Consider the following 15041-nt stretch of genomic DNA (forward strand, 5'->3'; position numbering starts at 1 on the left):
CCTTGCGGTATGGAGAAATGAGATTTGGGCAATGTATTTAAGCGGTCACCCGGGGGCTATTGATGAGGATATAAAGTTTAGAAGTGTGGGGGACTTTATTGAATACACTCCGAGAGCTTTGGCGGTTGGCTTCTTTTCTCCTTTTCCAAGGTTTTGGTTTAGCCAAGGTTCCACAACCGGTGGGACAATAGCAAGGTATATAACGCCCTTTGAGGCAATCTATCTGTGGCTTGCGTGGCTTTTACTACCTATAGCCCTTTGGTTCCAAAGGAAAAAGCTGTGGTTTTGGCTTGTATTTTTGATGTGTTTAGGCTTTATATGGTTTCATGTGGTAGCGGAGCCAAATGTCGGACCCATATTGAGAAAAAGATATGGGTATGTTATGCTATTGTCTGCGGTTAGCTATTCTACTGCTACGGAACTATGGAGAAGAAGGAAAGGAAAAGAATAGTCTTATCTTCAAACACTGCCTTCAGTCTATACAACTTTAGACTTCACTTTATGAGGGCTTTAAAAGAGAAGGGTTATGAAGTTATGGCAGTTTCTCCGGAGGATGGGAAGTATTCGGAGTTGTTGAGAAGGGAATTTAGTTTTTTTCCAGTGAAAAGCTTAGACAGAAAAGGGAAAAATCCTATTAAAGACCTCAAGCTATTTTTTGAATATTTTTTGCTTTTTAAAAGGCTAAAACCAGACCTTGTTATTAACTTTACCATAAAGCCAAACATCTATGGCTCCATATCCGCTGGCTTGCTTGGTATGCCATCAATAAGTGTGATAACCGGGCTTGGGTATGTGTTTATAAGGGAAAGCTGGCTTACTAAGCTGGTAAAACTTTTATACTGGCTTGCTTTTAGATTTAATAAGGCGGTTGTGTTTCAGAACTCAGAGGATATGAAAACTCTTGAAAACCTATGCGAAGGAAGATGTCTTCTTATTGAAAGCTCAGGTGTAGATTTAAAGCACCTTGACCCTGAATTATGCAAAGAAGCAAAAAAAGATGAATTTACTTTCCTTTTTGTGGGAAGGCTTTTAAAAGACAAAGGAATTTATGAACTAATAAAGGCTTTTGAAAGGCTGAAAAAAGAAAAGCCAAAGGTAAAGCTTATCATTGTTGGAAGTCCGGACGAGGGAAATCCCAATTCAGTTAGTAAAGGAGAGCTTGAAAAGTGGGTAAAAGAAGGTTTAATTGAATGGCATGGCTTCCAAGAGGATGTCCGACCCTTTTATTGCGTGGCGGATTGTGTAGTTCTGCCATCATACAGGGAAGGCATTCCGAGGGTTTTGCTCGAAGCCATGGCTATGGAAAAACCTATAATAACCACCGATGCACCCGGTTGCAAAAATGTATGCGTTGATGGGGCTAATGGATTTTTGGTAAAACCAAAAGATGTGGAGAGTTTGTATTTGGCGATGAAGAAAATGGTTGAGTTGGGAGATGAAAAGCTTAGGGAGTTTGGCAAAGCGGGTAGAAGATTGGCGGAAGAAAAATACAGCGTAGAGAAAATAGTGAGAGAATATATAAACCTTATTGAAGACGTTCTTTCAAAATCTTAAGGGGCAATGTTAGAAATTCTGGCGTTTTGAACCTGACGATTCTAAAATAGAGCCAAGTGTAAAACAGCATAAAGAGTATGCTGAAAAGCACTAAAAAGATGGTCCTATTCCAGAAGAGAACCGCAGGTATAACGCAGATAAAAGTCATAAACCAGAGGTAGGGAGAGGTAAGGGAGTTAGTTAGGAATGTTGGCAACAGGTTACCAATGTGTTTTATAACTATTCTTTTGTAGATTAGGGTATGTAAGTGTATGGCGTCAGGTTGGAATGGAGAAAAACCACGCAGAAGTTTTCGTCTCAGGATTGAAAATATCGTTTCATAAATGGGATAGAGCAAGAGCAAGAAGGGAAACCACGGGGAAACTTCTGGATGCCTTTCCACTACTAAAACTCCCAAAAGCCCAGCCAAAAAGCCTAAAAGGTATGCTCCGCCATCTCCCAAGAATATGTAGCCAAAGGGGAAGTTCCAGAAGAAAAAGCCAATTAGGGCAAAGGTGATGGTTAGGCTAAGGTAGAGCAAAAAGAAATCTCCCAGAAGATAGGAAACATAGGCGTATGCGAGAAAGCTTATTATTAGCACACCGCTGGCAAGTCCGTTAAAACCATCTATTATGTTTACCGCGTTAGACACGCCCGCAAGGGCAAAGGATGTAAAAAGGACAGAAAATATCAGATAGTTGGAAAGAACAAAGTCCAAAATAGGAACATCAATGCGCGTCAGATGGGCACCCAAAAGCAAAAAGGCTAAAATCCCGGAGATAAAAGCCATAAATAGCCTTGATTTTGGTCCCACTTTTTTTGTTAAATCCTCCGCAAGACCGCCCAAGAAAACAGGTAAAGAGGAAAGGATCACCAAGAGGTATTCCTTTGCAAAGTCTTTGCCCGAAAGGTAAAAGGCTATACAGGAGGTTATAAGAGAAATCATTAAGGCAACTCCACCGAGCCTTACTGCCCTCCAGCTGTGGAACTTTTGAACTCCCTCCGTATGGTCCAAAGCCCTTTGTGTAGAAAACTTTAAAAGAAAGTAGCAGGCAAGAAAGGAGCTAAGAAAGGCTAAAAGCAGGTAAAACAACTTATTCCACCTCCTCCGAGGGAGCCTCCGTCCCTACCTTTGCCAAGTAATCTATTACCATGTTTGTTATTGTTTTCTCTGGTTGGTTAAAGAAGGTCTTTATGGAAATGTCCAACCAGTAAAGCCTTTCTAAAAGCCTTTCTAAATCTTGTTCGGTGAAATTGGAAAGATACCTTTTGTGGTTGTGAATGGCAAAGGGATGTTTTACTCCCAGCTCGCCCAGTATATCCTCTGTTTTTCCTTGGCTCTTTTTAACCGTCAAAAGCCTCAGGGTGTAATTGACTAAGGTTGAAAGGATGATAAGAGGATGGATGCCCGTTCTGAAGAGGGAAGAAAGACTCAAAAGGGACTTTTCTAAATCTTTGCTGAAAAAGGCATCCAAAAATTCAAACAGGTCGCTTTCCTTTTGGGTGATGCATACCTTTTTAACATCTTCAAGGGTGATCTCTTTTTCTGCGTACAGGATCAGCTTTTCCACCTCTCCCCTTAAAAACAAAAGGTCATCGCCCGCTATTTCAAGGAGATACTCAAGGGCTTTTTCTTCTATCTTCTTCCCAGCCTTTTCCACCTTGTTTTTTACCATCTCCCTTACTTTCCTCTTGTCTAACCTTTTTGCCTCCAAGAAATCTCCCAGTTCCAACAGGGTTTTGTAGGGTTCCTTCTGAAGGGCGGATTTATCCAGCTTTTCCTTAAGGACTATAAAAACCGCCTTTGTTTTCATCCGGTTGGCTAAACTCCTGATTAGCTTTGGGTCCTTTAGCTTTTTTAAGAGCTGTTCTCCTTCCTTTACTAATATCAGCTCCCTTTGGCTTTTGGTAAAGAGACCACTTTCGCCCAGAAGACTAAGAAAACTCTTAAGGTCCAGCTCAGACCCCCAAAGGACCCTTACGGGTGCCAGTTCGGACAGTTTTTCCACAAAAACTGAGAGCAGATAGTCTTCCTCAGAGTATATCAGGTTAAAGGGCTTGATCTTTTCTAACTTTAGCCCTTTTTGATATTCCAAAATGTTCATGACGGTTTCCAGATTCCTTTTTCTGTGATTATGGCGGTGATGTTCTCCGCGGGAGTTATGTCAAAGGCTAAGTGAAGGGCAGGAGATTCTTTTGGCGCAAACTGGCAGTTTTTGAAGGCTTTAACCTCCTCCTCGAAGCGTTCCTCTATGGGTATATCCTCTCCACTCTCTATGTTTGGGTCTATGGTAGAGCTGGGTGCTACCACATAGAAGGGTATGCCATGGACCTTTGCCAAGACGGAGAGGGCATACGTGCCTATTTTGTTTGCCACATCTCCCCTTTTTGTGATCCTGTCCGCACCTACGATCACGCAATCCACAAACCCCTTCTTCATCAAAAAGCCTGCGGTGGAGTCGGTGATTATCTTGTGAGGAATGTTTTCTTTGCTGAGTTCCCACGCGGTGAGCCTTGAACCCTGAAGGTAAGGTCTCGTTTCGTCCACCCAAACAAAAATGGATTTGTTGGAATAGTGGGCTTCTCTTATAACTCCAAGGGCGGTGCCGTGGCCGGCGGTAGCCAAGGCTCCCGTGTTGCAGTGGGTAAGAATTCTGGCGTTTTTTGGAATAAGCTCGTTTCCAATCTTTGCCATCTTTCTGTTGGCTAAGTAATCCTCTTCCTCAATAGCCCTGGCGGTTGCCTCCAAATCTTCACCTCTTTGGTAGGCTTCCATCATCCTATTTAGGGCATAAAAGAGATTGTAGGCGGTGGGTCTTGTGTTTTTTAGCGTCTCATAGACCACCTTTGGGTCTTCCCCCTTCCTAACTCCCATCAAAAACCCATAAGCAGCTACACAACCGATGGCGGGTGCCCCCCTCACCATCATATCCTTTATAGCCTGTGCGGTCTGAAGGTGGTCCTCCAAAACTACCCATTCTTCTACTTCTGGAAGCTTTCTTTGGTCAAGGAGCAAAAGTTTGCCCGACTCCCACCGAAAGGCTTTTATTTCCATGAGAATATTTTAATGGTGGAGGCGGAGGGAATCGAACCCTCGTCCGAGGTTCGCCCGGCTATTAGGGCTTCTACAGGCTTAGCCAGTGCTTTCCTTTAACCATCCCCCGCCCACTGGCAAGCAAAGGGATGGCTCAGCGTGTGCCCTTTCGGAGGGAGGACCACGCCAATCCTTCCCTCCTAGCGGGTGTCTATGAACCCATCTGACAGCCCACCCGCAGAGCCATCAGTGGGCCGCTGCCTCTATTAGGCAGCGAGAGCGAGTTCGCGCTCGGGAAGTGTTTTGAGTGGCTGTTAAGGTTGCCACCCTGCCTGCTTCCCTAAGCCTGCGAACCCCGTCGAAACCGTTCGCCCCCTTACGGATATATATATAAATATAACACTCAGCCAAAATCTGACAAGCGGTATGGTTTGGCATATTTTATTTAGATTATGCAGTTGAGGTTGAAAATCAGAAGGGAGCAGGACGGCAGAGTTTGGTATCAGTCCTTTGAGGTTCCCTACGAGGAGGGAATGACGTTCCTCTCCGCCCTGCAAAAGATTAAGGAAGACCAAGATGAGACACTGAGTTTTAGACACTTTTGCAGGGCGGGAATATGTGGGACGTGTGCTATATACATAAACCACTTTCCAAAGCTTGCCTGCAAAGAGCAGGTGCTTCCCTATGTGCTTAGCGGACAGGAGGTACTCATTGAACCCCTCAAAAACTTTAAAGTTATCAAGGACTTGGTGGTGGATCATGAGGTAATCCCTCAAAAGATCAAAGAGTTCTCCCTCTGGGTAAAGGGCAGTCAAAAAGAGGTCCGAATAGACCCTCAGCTGAGCAAGAGCATAGAAAACTCCGCAGACTGTATTTTGTGCCTTGCCTGTCAGTCCTACTGTCCTCAGATTTTAGAAAGTGCTTACGCGGGACCCCTTTTCTTTGCCAAGTTTTACAGGTTCCTTTTGGACCCAAGGGATAGCGAAAACAAAAAACGCTTACATCAAGCCCTGGAGGGAAGGCTGTATCACTGCCTATCCTGCAATAAGTGCAACAATGTATGTCCAAAGGAGGTGGAGCCTGCCACCTTGATAAGGAGGCTCATGCTCGTGGATGTTGAGGCTACTTAACCTTTTGTTTGCCTTCTCCTTTGCCTTCTGTTGGACCAAGGAGGGGCTAAGCGCTTTTGTTGAAAGGCAGGTAAAGGAAAAATTTGGCGAGGATGTTAGGGTTAATAAGGTTATTCTCCTCAACTGGGATGGAAAGGGAGAGGGAGTGCCAAAGGTGGAGCTTGATATGGAATACGGAAAGGTGCGGGCTTTTGCCTACCTTCAGTTTGAAGGAAACAGATACACTGCGGCGATAGATGCCCTCTGGAGGGCAAAGCTCCTAAGGGCAAAGAAGGACATAAAAAAGGGAGAACTGCTCTCTGCGGAGTTCTTTGATGTGGAAGAGAGATGGCTCAAGAGCATTCCTAAGGACCTTCTCATAGACCCAAAGGAGCTAGAGGACTACAGGGCAAGCACGGACATTCCAAAGGGTTCAATACTCAGAAGGTCTGTTATGAAACCCTCGCCGGCGGTAAATAGGGGAGATATAGTAAAAGTGATCTTTCGTAGTGGAAATATACAAATTGAGGGACGAGGAACCGCCTTGGATGTGGGATATGTGGGGAAGGTGGTCCGAATAAAAACATCCGGTGGAAAACTGCTCAGGGGTAGGGTCATAGACAGGGGTGTGGTGGAGGTGTTAGATTAGCTTATAATTTCCTCTTTATGCGTAGGGTGAGAAATTCAACAAAAGTATGAGATTCTTCGCTTCGCTCAGAATTACAAATAAGATTACCCCTTCTCTGATGCTTATCATTTAATCTTTCTCTGTCATCCTGAGGACTTTAGCCCGAAGGATCTTTTTTTTAAATTTAAAAAAAAACACTAATTTTTCACTCAAGGTATTAATTAGATTTCCTTCATAAACTTTTAGATTCTAATATAACATACTAATTCTTAATCCAACCGTATATCACCTAAAGAACGAAGAGGTTCCGGAGACGGCTTTCCAAAAAGATAGCCTTGTGCAAGATTTACTCCCAATGTTTTGACGACATTAAATTCATCCTTTGTTTCTATACCCTCTGCAAGTGTTTTTGCTCCAATCTCCGTTGCTATTTGGACTATTGAACTTACCACTGCCCGCTTTACAGGATTCTTATCTATATCCCTTACAAGCTCAACGTCTATTTTAATTACATCAGGATTTAACTGTACAAGTTGATTCAAACCAGAATATCCAGACCCAACATAATCAAGGGCAACTCTAAACCCCCTACTTCTGTAAAAATTTATAATGTTTGTAAGATGCTCGAATTTTTCAACTTTTTCACTTTCTATTACCTCGAAAACAATTTTACTAGGGTCTAAATTAAGTTCTAATGCAGTATTTACAGTATCCCTGAGACAGAATTCTGGATTGTAAATCGAAGTTGGAGCAAAATTGATAAATATATCTTTTTGAATATTTTTAGATTTGGCATTTTTTAAAGCTTTAACTCTACAAAGTCTATCAAGATTAAAGAGCATGCCTGTTTTTCTTGCAGATTCAAACATCAAATTAGGTGGCATAACCGTACCATCCTGTTTTATACCTCTTGATAAACATTCGTAAGCTACAATCTCTAAGTTATCACAACTTACTATTGGCTGAAAATATGTGACTATAGATTCATTATCAAGTATCCACTTTAAATCAGAAGAGTGGTATAGACTAATATAATAACTCAGGCTTTTATACTTTTTGATGGTAGCAAAATTTAAATCTTCATATAATTCCAAAGGTAAAATATTGATATTTTCAAGTTCAAGCTGAGTAAATTCTTTTGAATTGCTTATATTTTCTATGAAATAATCAAAGTCTACATTACAAATAACATAATCATTAAAATATTCAACATTAAAAATATCTTTGTAAATATTATAAATTTTCTTTAGCATGTATTCATGAGATGCAAAAACCACTATCTTTTTTATATTTTGAGGTGATTTAGGTGTAGTTGTACAATTCTGACATCTCATAGAAATCCCATCTTTTTAATTAGTATAGCATACTTAATAATAAAATACACGTCGGGTGAGAAATTCCGAGAAGCTGGAAATCTCCTAGGAAAAAGTCTTGGCAAGGAGGGAGCTTATAATATCCCCAAAACCCCCACCAAGGAGGCAGTAACATGGAAAATTACCTCTTTTATACCAAATGGTCCTAAAGTACCTAATTTCATATCTTGGAGTTAATCGGGAAAAGAAAAGGGCAGGCAGGCTTCCAAAAGTCTCTGACCTCCAGTTTGGTGGATAGTTCTGGGCTTATGGGAGACAGGGGATATAGGGGTTGTGAGTACGTAGAGGTTTGCAAAAGCAAGGAACAAAAGAGTATAAGGCAGGTGGTAGAGGGTATAAATTCTCAGATGAAGGTTTTCAACCTAGTAAGCAGGTAGAGGAAAGGGATTACCTTACTTGCCTATCTTTATGGCTACGCTATAGGCTATGGCTTTTTCAGGAAGTCTCAAATATGGGGTAATTTCTCACCCGACGTATTAGCTTATAATTTTCTCTTTATGAAGGACATAAAAGAATACAATCATAAAGAGATTGAAAAAAAGCACGCCCAAAGGTGGTACTACCAAAAGCTCTATCACATAGAAAAGCCAAAGGATAAGTTCTCGGTGGTGATCCCTCCGCCCAATGTGACGGGCTCTTTGCATATGGGACACGCCCTCAACATAACCCTTCAGGACATTGTGTGCAGGTGGCAGAGGATGTTGGGAAAGGATGTGGTTTGGGTGCCGGGCTTTGACCATGCGGGCATAGCCACCCAGTACGTGGTGGATAAAAAGATCCAGGAGGAGGGTAAAAACCGCCTTGAGATGGGAAGGGAGGAGTTTTTAAAGAGGGTTTGGGAGTGGGTGCCCATCTCCAGAAACAGCATAAGGGAGCAACTCATAAAGCTCGGTGCCAGCGTAGATTGGCAGAGGGAAAGGTTCACCTTGGATGAGGGCTTTTCAAGGCTAGTCAGGTACGCCTTCAGAAGGCTCTACGAAGAGGGTCTCATATACAGGGGTGAGTACATAGTCAACTGGTGTCCAAAGGACCTGACCGCCCTCTCGGACCTTGAGGTGGAGCACGAAGAGGAAGAAGGAAAGCTTTACTACATAAAGTATCCCTTGGAGGATGGAAGCGGTTATATAACCGTTGCCACCACAAGACCCGAGACCATGCTGGGAGACACCGCGATAGCAGTTCATCCCGAGGACGAAAGATACAAACACTTGGTGGGAAAGTACGCCATACTGCCCTTGGTAGGCAGAAGAATACCCATAATAGCGGACGAGAGGGTAAAGCCTGAGTTTGGAACTGGTGCGGTGAAGATCACACCCGCCCACGACCCTTTGGACTTTGAGATAGGAAAGAGCCACAACCTTCCTATGGTTCAAATAATGGACCAATTTGCACGGATAAACGAGAATGGTGGAGAGTTCGCAGGCTTGGATAGATACACCGCAAGGCAGAGGATAGTGCAAAAGCTGGAGGAGTTGGGACTCCTTGAAAAGGTGGAGAGCCACAGGCACGCAGTGGGGAAATGCTACCGGTGTAAAACCGTCCTTGAGCCCATGGTGTCCACCCAGTGGTTCTTAAAGGTCTCCGACCCAAGGATAAAGGAGCCTGCCATAAAGGCAGTTCTTGGCTACACCCAAAGGCAAGAAAGGGAGCTAAACCTTCAAATTCTGTATGTTCAAGGCTTGGAGGTGGTTATAAAAGTTGCGGAAGGCTCAAAGACTAAGCTGGTGGTTGTTATCAAAGAAGGCATAGACTTTTTGGTGGGCAAAAAGGAGGGTGAGCTATCCTTCATATACATCCCAGAGGGAAGGGAGGAGCTCTTGGAGGTAGCAAAGGAGAAGGCAAAGGAGCACAAAAATGCCCACATGCTCCTGAAGGTAAAAGGAGCGATAACCCTGATCAGGGAATACTCGGAGGAGAACCTCTCCGGCGAGCTCATGCTGGTGGCAGACAAAGAGGGATTAAAACTCTTGGATGACAGGGAACAAAGGCTCTTAGAAAAGGGAGAGGTTCAGTTGGAGCCTGTTCAGAAGTCTTTGAGGGTAAAGTGGGAGAGGGAAAAGGAGGTTTGGGAAGAGGAAAAGAGGGTAGCCTTTGTGCCCGAAAACTGGAAGAAGATATACCTTCAGTGGATGGAAAACCTCAAAGACTGGTGCATCTCAAGGCAGATATGGTGGGGACACAGAATACCCGTCTGGTACTGCAAAGACTGTGGGCATATAAACGTTTTCACCGACGATGACTTTGATAGGGTCTACGACAAGCTAATTTTCAACCTGATTGCCGACGGCAAGATCAAAGAAGAATTCACGCCAGAGGAGGTGGAGGAGGTTCTAAAGTCTCCGTCCTTTGTCCATCCGGAGATGACGGTCTTGGAATTTTACAAGAGGTTTGTCTTTCATAAATACCACTCCACCGACGTATCCGCCCACTCTTTGAGGCTCTTTTTCACCCAAGACCTGAACCCTACCGCACTGCTTGCCAACCGTAGCGTCAGGTACAAGTACAACTCCCAAACCAAGAAGTTCAGGTTTATGCTTTACTGTAAAAACTGCGGTTCTGATAAGCTTGAGTGGGAGACGGACGTTCTGGACACTTGGTTTTCGTCTGCCCTATGGCCCTTTGGTGTCTTTGGCTTTCCGGAAAACACCGAGGACCTAAAACTTTACCCAACAGACCTTTTGGTAACGGGCTTTGACATCATCTTCTTTTGGGTAGCCCGGATGATCATGATGGGCATGTTCTTTATGAAGGATATTCCCTTTAGGGATGTCTATATACATGCCTTGGTTAGGGATGAAAAGGGACAGAAGATGTCCAAGACCAAAGGGAATGTGATAGACCCTCTTGACATAATAGAAAAGTACGGTGCGGACGCCCTGAGGTTCACCTTGGCTATTCTGACCCAGCAGGGCAGAGACATAAGGCTCTCAGAAAAGAGGTTTGAGGGATACAAGCACTTTGCCAACAAGCTTTGGAACGCAGGCAGGTTCATACTGATGAACTTGGATGACGACCTTCTAACAAAGCTACCCTACTCTGCACCACCAAGGGTGGAGGACCTTTGGATCTTGACCCTTCTCAACGAGACCGCCCAGGAGGTAAATAATGCCCTCTCCGAGTATAAGTTCTCCAACGCTTGCCAAGCCCTCTATGACTTTGTTTGGTCTGAGTTTTGCGACTGGTATATAGAAATGTGCAAACTAAGACTTTACGCCAAGGTGGAAGAGAACACACCACCAGAGGAAAAGGAGAGGATTGAGAGGGAAAGGATCACCGCCCAGTCCTTTTTGCTAATGACCTTTGACCGCATCCTAAAACTATTGCATCCCTTCATGCCTTACATTACGGAGGAGCTCTACCTACATCTTCCCACTGCAGTAAAGGACAGCATCTCCTTGGAAGAGTTCCCTCAATACAATCCTCAAGAGGTCTATCCGCAGGCAAAGGAAAAGATTGAAAGGCTCAAGGAAATTATCACCTCCATAAGGGCACTGCGTAGCGACCTTAGAATAGAACCCGCCAAGAAGATTAAGCTCTACTATAGGGCTGAGGACTCTAAGGAACTTGTGGAGGAGTTTAAAGAGTACATCCTCTCTTTGGCAAAGGTGGAGGAGTTGATGGAGGTTCAAGAAAGGCCACCAGCCACCATAGCGGGCTTTTCAAAGGATTTTGAGTTTTACATTCCCGTGGAATTTGGCGCAAAGGTGGAGGAGTTGATCCAATCTTACAAAAGAAAGCTCCAAGAGGTGGAAAGGACCCTCACTAGCCTTTCCGCAAGGCTAAAGAGCCCAAACTTTTTGGAGAAGGCTCCTCCAGAGGAGGTGGAAAAGACAAAGCAAAGTGTGGAGGAGCTAACGCAAGAACAGGAAAGGCTACGCAAGCTTATTAAGCTACTGGAAGAGGTGATGGTGGAACTGTAATATACTTATTGCTATGATAGATTGGCTTTTAAAGAAGATCATCGGCACGAAAAACGAAAGGGAAGTAAAGCGCCTAAGAAAGTTTGTGGAGAAGATCAACCAGAAGGAAAAGGAGTTGGATGGGCTTTCCAACAAGGAGCTTGTCTCCCTCTCAAAGGAACTCTTTTACAAAGTGTCCCAGAATGAAGAGTTAAAGGACCAGATCACCAAGGGAAGGATAACCGAAGAGGTGATCCTTGCCTTTGCCTTGGTGAGGGAGGCGGGAAAGAGGACCATCGGGCTAAGGTTCTTTGATGTGCAACTTTTGGGTGGGCTTGTCCTTCATGAGGGTAAGATCGCAGAGATGAAAACGGGAGAAGGAAAGACCTTGGTGGCAACCTCCGCCGCCTATGCCAACGCATTAACGGACAGAGGAGTCCACGTGGTGACGGTTAACGACTACTTGGCAAGAAGGGACGCCCAGTGGATGGGTCCCATATACAAGTTTTTGGGCTTAGAAGTAGGCGTAATAAACTCCGATTACAGCTCCTACCGGGTGGAGTGGGTGGATGAGGAGCTCGCTCAAAGGGCAATAGAGGAAGACTGGAGGGTTTGGCCCAAGGGCTACTTTGAAGAACTTTTGCCCTCCGAAATGGTAAACGTGTCCGCCAAGAAAGCCTTCTTTACAAAACTGGAGCCTTGCGACAGAAGGTCAGCCTATCAAGCCCACATAACTTATGGCACCAACAACGAATTCGGCTTTGATTATTTGCGGGATAATATGGCTTTCAGCCTTGAGGAAATCGTCCAAGTAAAAGACCATCACTACGCCATAGTGGACGAGGTGGATTCCATCCTCATAGATGAGGCAAGGGTGCCTCTTATCATCTCTGGTCCCTCCCAGATGGATACCTCTATCTATTACAAGGCGGACCAAGCTGTAAGACAGCTACGGAGAGACGAAGACTACGTGGTGGATGAAAAGAACAGAACGGTACAACTTACAGAGAAGGGCATAAGAAAGCTTGAGGAGTTCTTGGGTATTGAAAACCTCTATGACCTTAAACATATAGACCTTCTGCATGCTATAAACCAAGCCATCAGGGCACACGAGCTTTTCAAAAGGGATGTGCATTACATAGTTAAGGATGGCGAGGTTTTGATAGTGGATGAATTCACCGGAAGGATACTGCCGGGTAGGAGGTGGTCCGACGGGCTCCACCAAGCCATAGAGGTAAAGGAAGGTGTTCCTGTCCAGCAGGAAAACCAGACCTTAGCAAGCATAACCTTCCAAAACTACTTTAGGCTCTATCAAAAGTTGGCGGGTATGACGGGCACCGCCGAAACGGAAGCCTTAGAGTTCAAAGAGATCTACGGGCTTGATGTAATCGTAGTTCCCACCCACAAACCCATGCGTAGAAAGGACCTGCCCGATATGGTCTTTAAGACAAAAAAGGAAAAGTGGGATGCGGTGGTTAAGCTGATAGAGGAAGAGCACAAGAAGGGAAGACCTATCCTTGTGGGCACCATCTCCATAGAGGACTCAGAGCATCTTTCCAAGCTCCTTGAGAAGAGAAAAATTCCTCACAATGTGTTGAACGCCAAACATCACGAAAAGGAGGCGGAGATCATAGCCCAGGCGGGAAGGTTAGGAGCAGTTACCATCTCCACCAACATGGCAGGAAGAGGAACGGACATACTTTTGGGCGGAAACCCTGAATACCTGGCAAAGGAGATCCTTAGGAAAAAGGGCAAGATACCCGAAACCGCCACCCAAGAGGAGTGGAAGCAAGCCTTAGAGGAAGCTTACAGGATAACAGAAGAGGAAAAGAAGAAGGTTATAGAACTGGGCGGACTTTTGGTCATTGGCACAGAAAGGCACGAATCAAGGAGGATTGACAACCAGCTGAGGGGTAGGGCGGGAAGACAAGGGGACCCCGGCGAATCCCGCTTTATCCTTTCCCTTGAGGACGACCTGCTCAGACTCTTTGGTGGAGACAGAGTAAAAAAGATGATGGAGTTTCTCAAAATTCCCGAAGGGGAGCCCATAGAAAGCAGGATGGTAACAAAAGCAATCGAGAACGCACAAAAGAGGATAGAAGCCCAGAACTTTCAGATAAGGAAGCGTCTCTTGGAATACGACAACGTAGCAAACATCCAAAGGCAAGCAGTGTACAGTATGCGAAGGGACCTACTGGAAGGCAAGGACTTGGAAGAATACCTAAAGGAATGGACAGAGGACCTCTTGAACCAAAAGATCGCAGAGCTTTTACCAGAGGAAGAGCCAGAGCTTTGGGACCTAAAACCTCTACAGGACTATCTGCGGGAGCTAGCAGGAAGGGATATAAACATTCCCAAGGTCAGGGATAAAGAAGAGCTCCTGGAAGTGCTCGTTTCGGAGGTTTTAAAAATCTTGGAGGAGAAAAAAGAACAGTGGGGAGAAGCCCTCTTTAAGGAAATTCTCAAAACCATTGCCCTTTCTAACCTGGACCACCTCTGGAGGGAACACCTTCACATCCTTGACAGACTCAGAGAGGGTATATACCTAAGGGGCTACGCTGCAAGGGACCCACTGGTAGAATACAAAAAGGAAGCCTTCCTGCTCTTTGAGAACATGCTCTTTACCCTAAAGGAAAGGGTTCTGCAGGATCTGATTAGAGTTCAGATCGCCTCCCAAGAGGAGGTGGAGGAGCAGGTAAGAAAGGAAGAGGAGGAGAGAGAAAGACTTTTAAAGTCAGCCATCTTTAGCGGTGCAGAAGGTAAGGCGGACAAACCCAAGAGAAAGACCCTAAAGGAGAGGCTCAGAGAAAAAAGGAAGGGTGTCTGAGAGCACAAGATCTCCCTTCTCCTGATAAAGGCGCACTATTTGAAGGACCTTTTCCTTTGGTACATTGCCCTCCCTTATGATCTTTATGGTTTTATGGCTGACAAACTTTACAATTGTGGAGGGCTTGCCCTCAAGCTTTGCCCCTCTCACATATAGGTCTACCTTATCTCCAAAGTAATCCATGGCCTCCTTTACATCCCTTGCGGGGGGCATACCTTCTGGGTTTGCACTGGGTGCTACCAGAGGTCCGCCGAACTTTTTCATAAGCTTTGTTATAAAGGTGCCCTGGATTGGAACCCGCAGTGCTATGCTTTTTCTCCATCGGGTCAGGTAGGTGGGTATGGTGGTCCTCTTTTGGAAGATAACCGTTATACCCAAGCTGAGGAGCGCAAAGCCGAGCTCTGGCATGAGTATGTCAAAGTTCAGGGCATCCTCCACCTTAGGAATTAGTACTATAAAGGGTCTGCCGGAGGGCCTTCTGAACTCGTAAAGCCTTTCCACCGCCTTTCTGTTGCCCGCGTCCGCCAGAAGCCCGTAAATGGTATCAGTGAGCGCACAGACAATGCCACCTTCCCTTAGTACCTGAACCACTTTGTCTATATCCTTTGTGCTTACCACTTGCATACGGATATTATAAG

At 44.9% G+C, this 15041-nt stretch carries 12 protein-coding genes and 1 other RNA gene; 7 read left to right on the top strand and 6 right to left on the bottom strand.

Features of this window, described 5'->3' with window-relative positions:
- The first annotated feature begins 31 nt into the window (after positions 1–31).
- Complete coding sequence (locus THERU_RS04005) at positions 32–451, top strand: hypothetical protein (RefSeq protein WP_025305989.1); 420 nt, start codon at positions 32–34, stop codon at positions 449–451.
- Positions 424–1554 (top strand): glycosyltransferase family 4 protein, encoded by a 1131-nt coding sequence (locus THERU_RS04010; protein ID WP_025305990.1) that lies wholly within the window; start codon positions 424–426, stop codon positions 1552–1554. Before THERU_RS04005 ends, THERU_RS04010 begins: the two co-directional genes overlap by 28 nt.
- On the opposite strand, the gene THERU_RS04015 is transcribed toward THERU_RS04010, so the two are convergent.
- The 4 genes from THERU_RS04015 to ssrA all read right to left on the bottom strand — a co-directional run bounded on the left by THERU_RS04015 (position 1526) and on the right by ssrA (position 4943).
- Positions 1526–2626 (bottom strand): MraY family glycosyltransferase, encoded by a 1101-nt coding sequence (locus THERU_RS04015; protein WP_025305991.1) that lies wholly within the window; start codon positions 2624–2626, stop codon positions 1526–1528. The two genes, THERU_RS04010 and THERU_RS04015, sit on opposite strands and share 29 nt — an antisense overlap.
- Position 2627: 1 nt before the next feature.
- On the bottom strand, positions 2628–3638 hold the full coding sequence (gene holA, locus THERU_RS04020) for a DNA polymerase III subunit delta (RefSeq protein WP_025305992.1): 1011 nt from the start codon (positions 3636–3638) through the stop codon (positions 2628–2630).
- Complete coding sequence (mtnA, locus tag THERU_RS04025; protein WP_038532097.1) at positions 3635–4588, bottom strand: S-methyl-5-thioribose-1-phosphate isomerase; 954 nt, start codon at positions 4586–4588, stop codon at positions 3635–3637. The genes holA and mtnA overlap by 4 nt, the downstream gene beginning before the upstream one ends.
- A 13-nt stretch (positions 4589–4601) precedes the next feature.
- Positions 4602–4943: a transfer-messenger RNA gene (gene ssrA / locus THERU_RS08455) on the bottom strand.
- Between the two features lie 76 nt (positions 4944–5019).
- Between ssrA and THERU_RS04030 the strand changes: the two genes are divergently transcribed.
- Together THERU_RS04030 and flgA are read left to right on the top strand one after the other, a co-directional pair.
- Entirely contained in the window at positions 5020–5697 is a 678-nt protein-coding gene (locus THERU_RS04030; RefSeq protein WP_025305994.1) for a succinate dehydrogenase/fumarate reductase iron-sulfur subunit, read from the top strand.
- Complete coding sequence (gene flgA / locus THERU_RS04035; RefSeq protein WP_025305995.1) at positions 5681–6325, top strand: flagellar basal body P-ring formation chaperone FlgA; 645 nt, start codon at positions 5681–5683, stop codon at positions 6323–6325. The genes THERU_RS04030 and flgA overlap by 17 nt, the downstream gene beginning before the upstream one ends.
- A gap of 248 nt (positions 6326–6573) precedes the next feature.
- On the opposite strand, the gene THERU_RS04040 is transcribed toward flgA, so the two are convergent.
- A complete protein-coding gene (locus THERU_RS04040; RefSeq protein ID WP_038532099.1) occupies positions 6574–7638 on the bottom strand; it encodes an EAL domain-containing protein in 1065 nt (354 codons plus the stop codon).
- A 206-nt stretch (positions 7639–7844) separates the two neighbouring features.
- Here THERU_RS04040 and THERU_RS08550 point away from each other — a divergent pair, with 206 nt between their 5' ends.
- From THERU_RS08550 to secA, 3 genes are all read left to right on the top strand, one after another.
- Entirely contained in the window at positions 7845–8054 is a 210-nt protein-coding gene (locus tag THERU_RS08550) for a hypothetical protein (RefSeq protein WP_156916194.1), read from the top strand.
- Between the two features lie 120 nt (positions 8055–8174).
- Entirely contained in the window at positions 8175–11597 is a 3423-nt protein-coding gene (locus tag THERU_RS08810) for a valine--tRNA ligase (RefSeq protein ID WP_025305997.1), read from the top strand.
- Between the two features lie 13 nt (positions 11598–11610).
- Positions 11611–14403, top strand: coding sequence for a preprotein translocase subunit SecA (gene secA, locus THERU_RS04050; protein ID WP_025305998.1), 2793 nt, complete (start codon positions 11611–11613; stop codon positions 14401–14403).
- On the opposite strand, the gene THERU_RS04055 is transcribed toward secA, so the two are convergent.
- Positions 14365–15027: an L-threonylcarbamoyladenylate synthase gene (locus THERU_RS04055; protein ID WP_025305999.1), complete on the bottom strand. Its 663-nt coding sequence runs from the start codon at positions 15025–15027 to the stop codon at positions 14365–14367. The genes secA and THERU_RS04055 overlap by 39 nt on opposite strands.
- Positions 15028–15041: the final 14 nt, after the last annotated feature.

This window comes from Thermocrinis ruber (assembly GCF_000512735.1).
GTDB lineage: Bacteria > Aquificota > Aquificia > Aquificales > Aquificaceae > Thermocrinis > Thermocrinis ruber.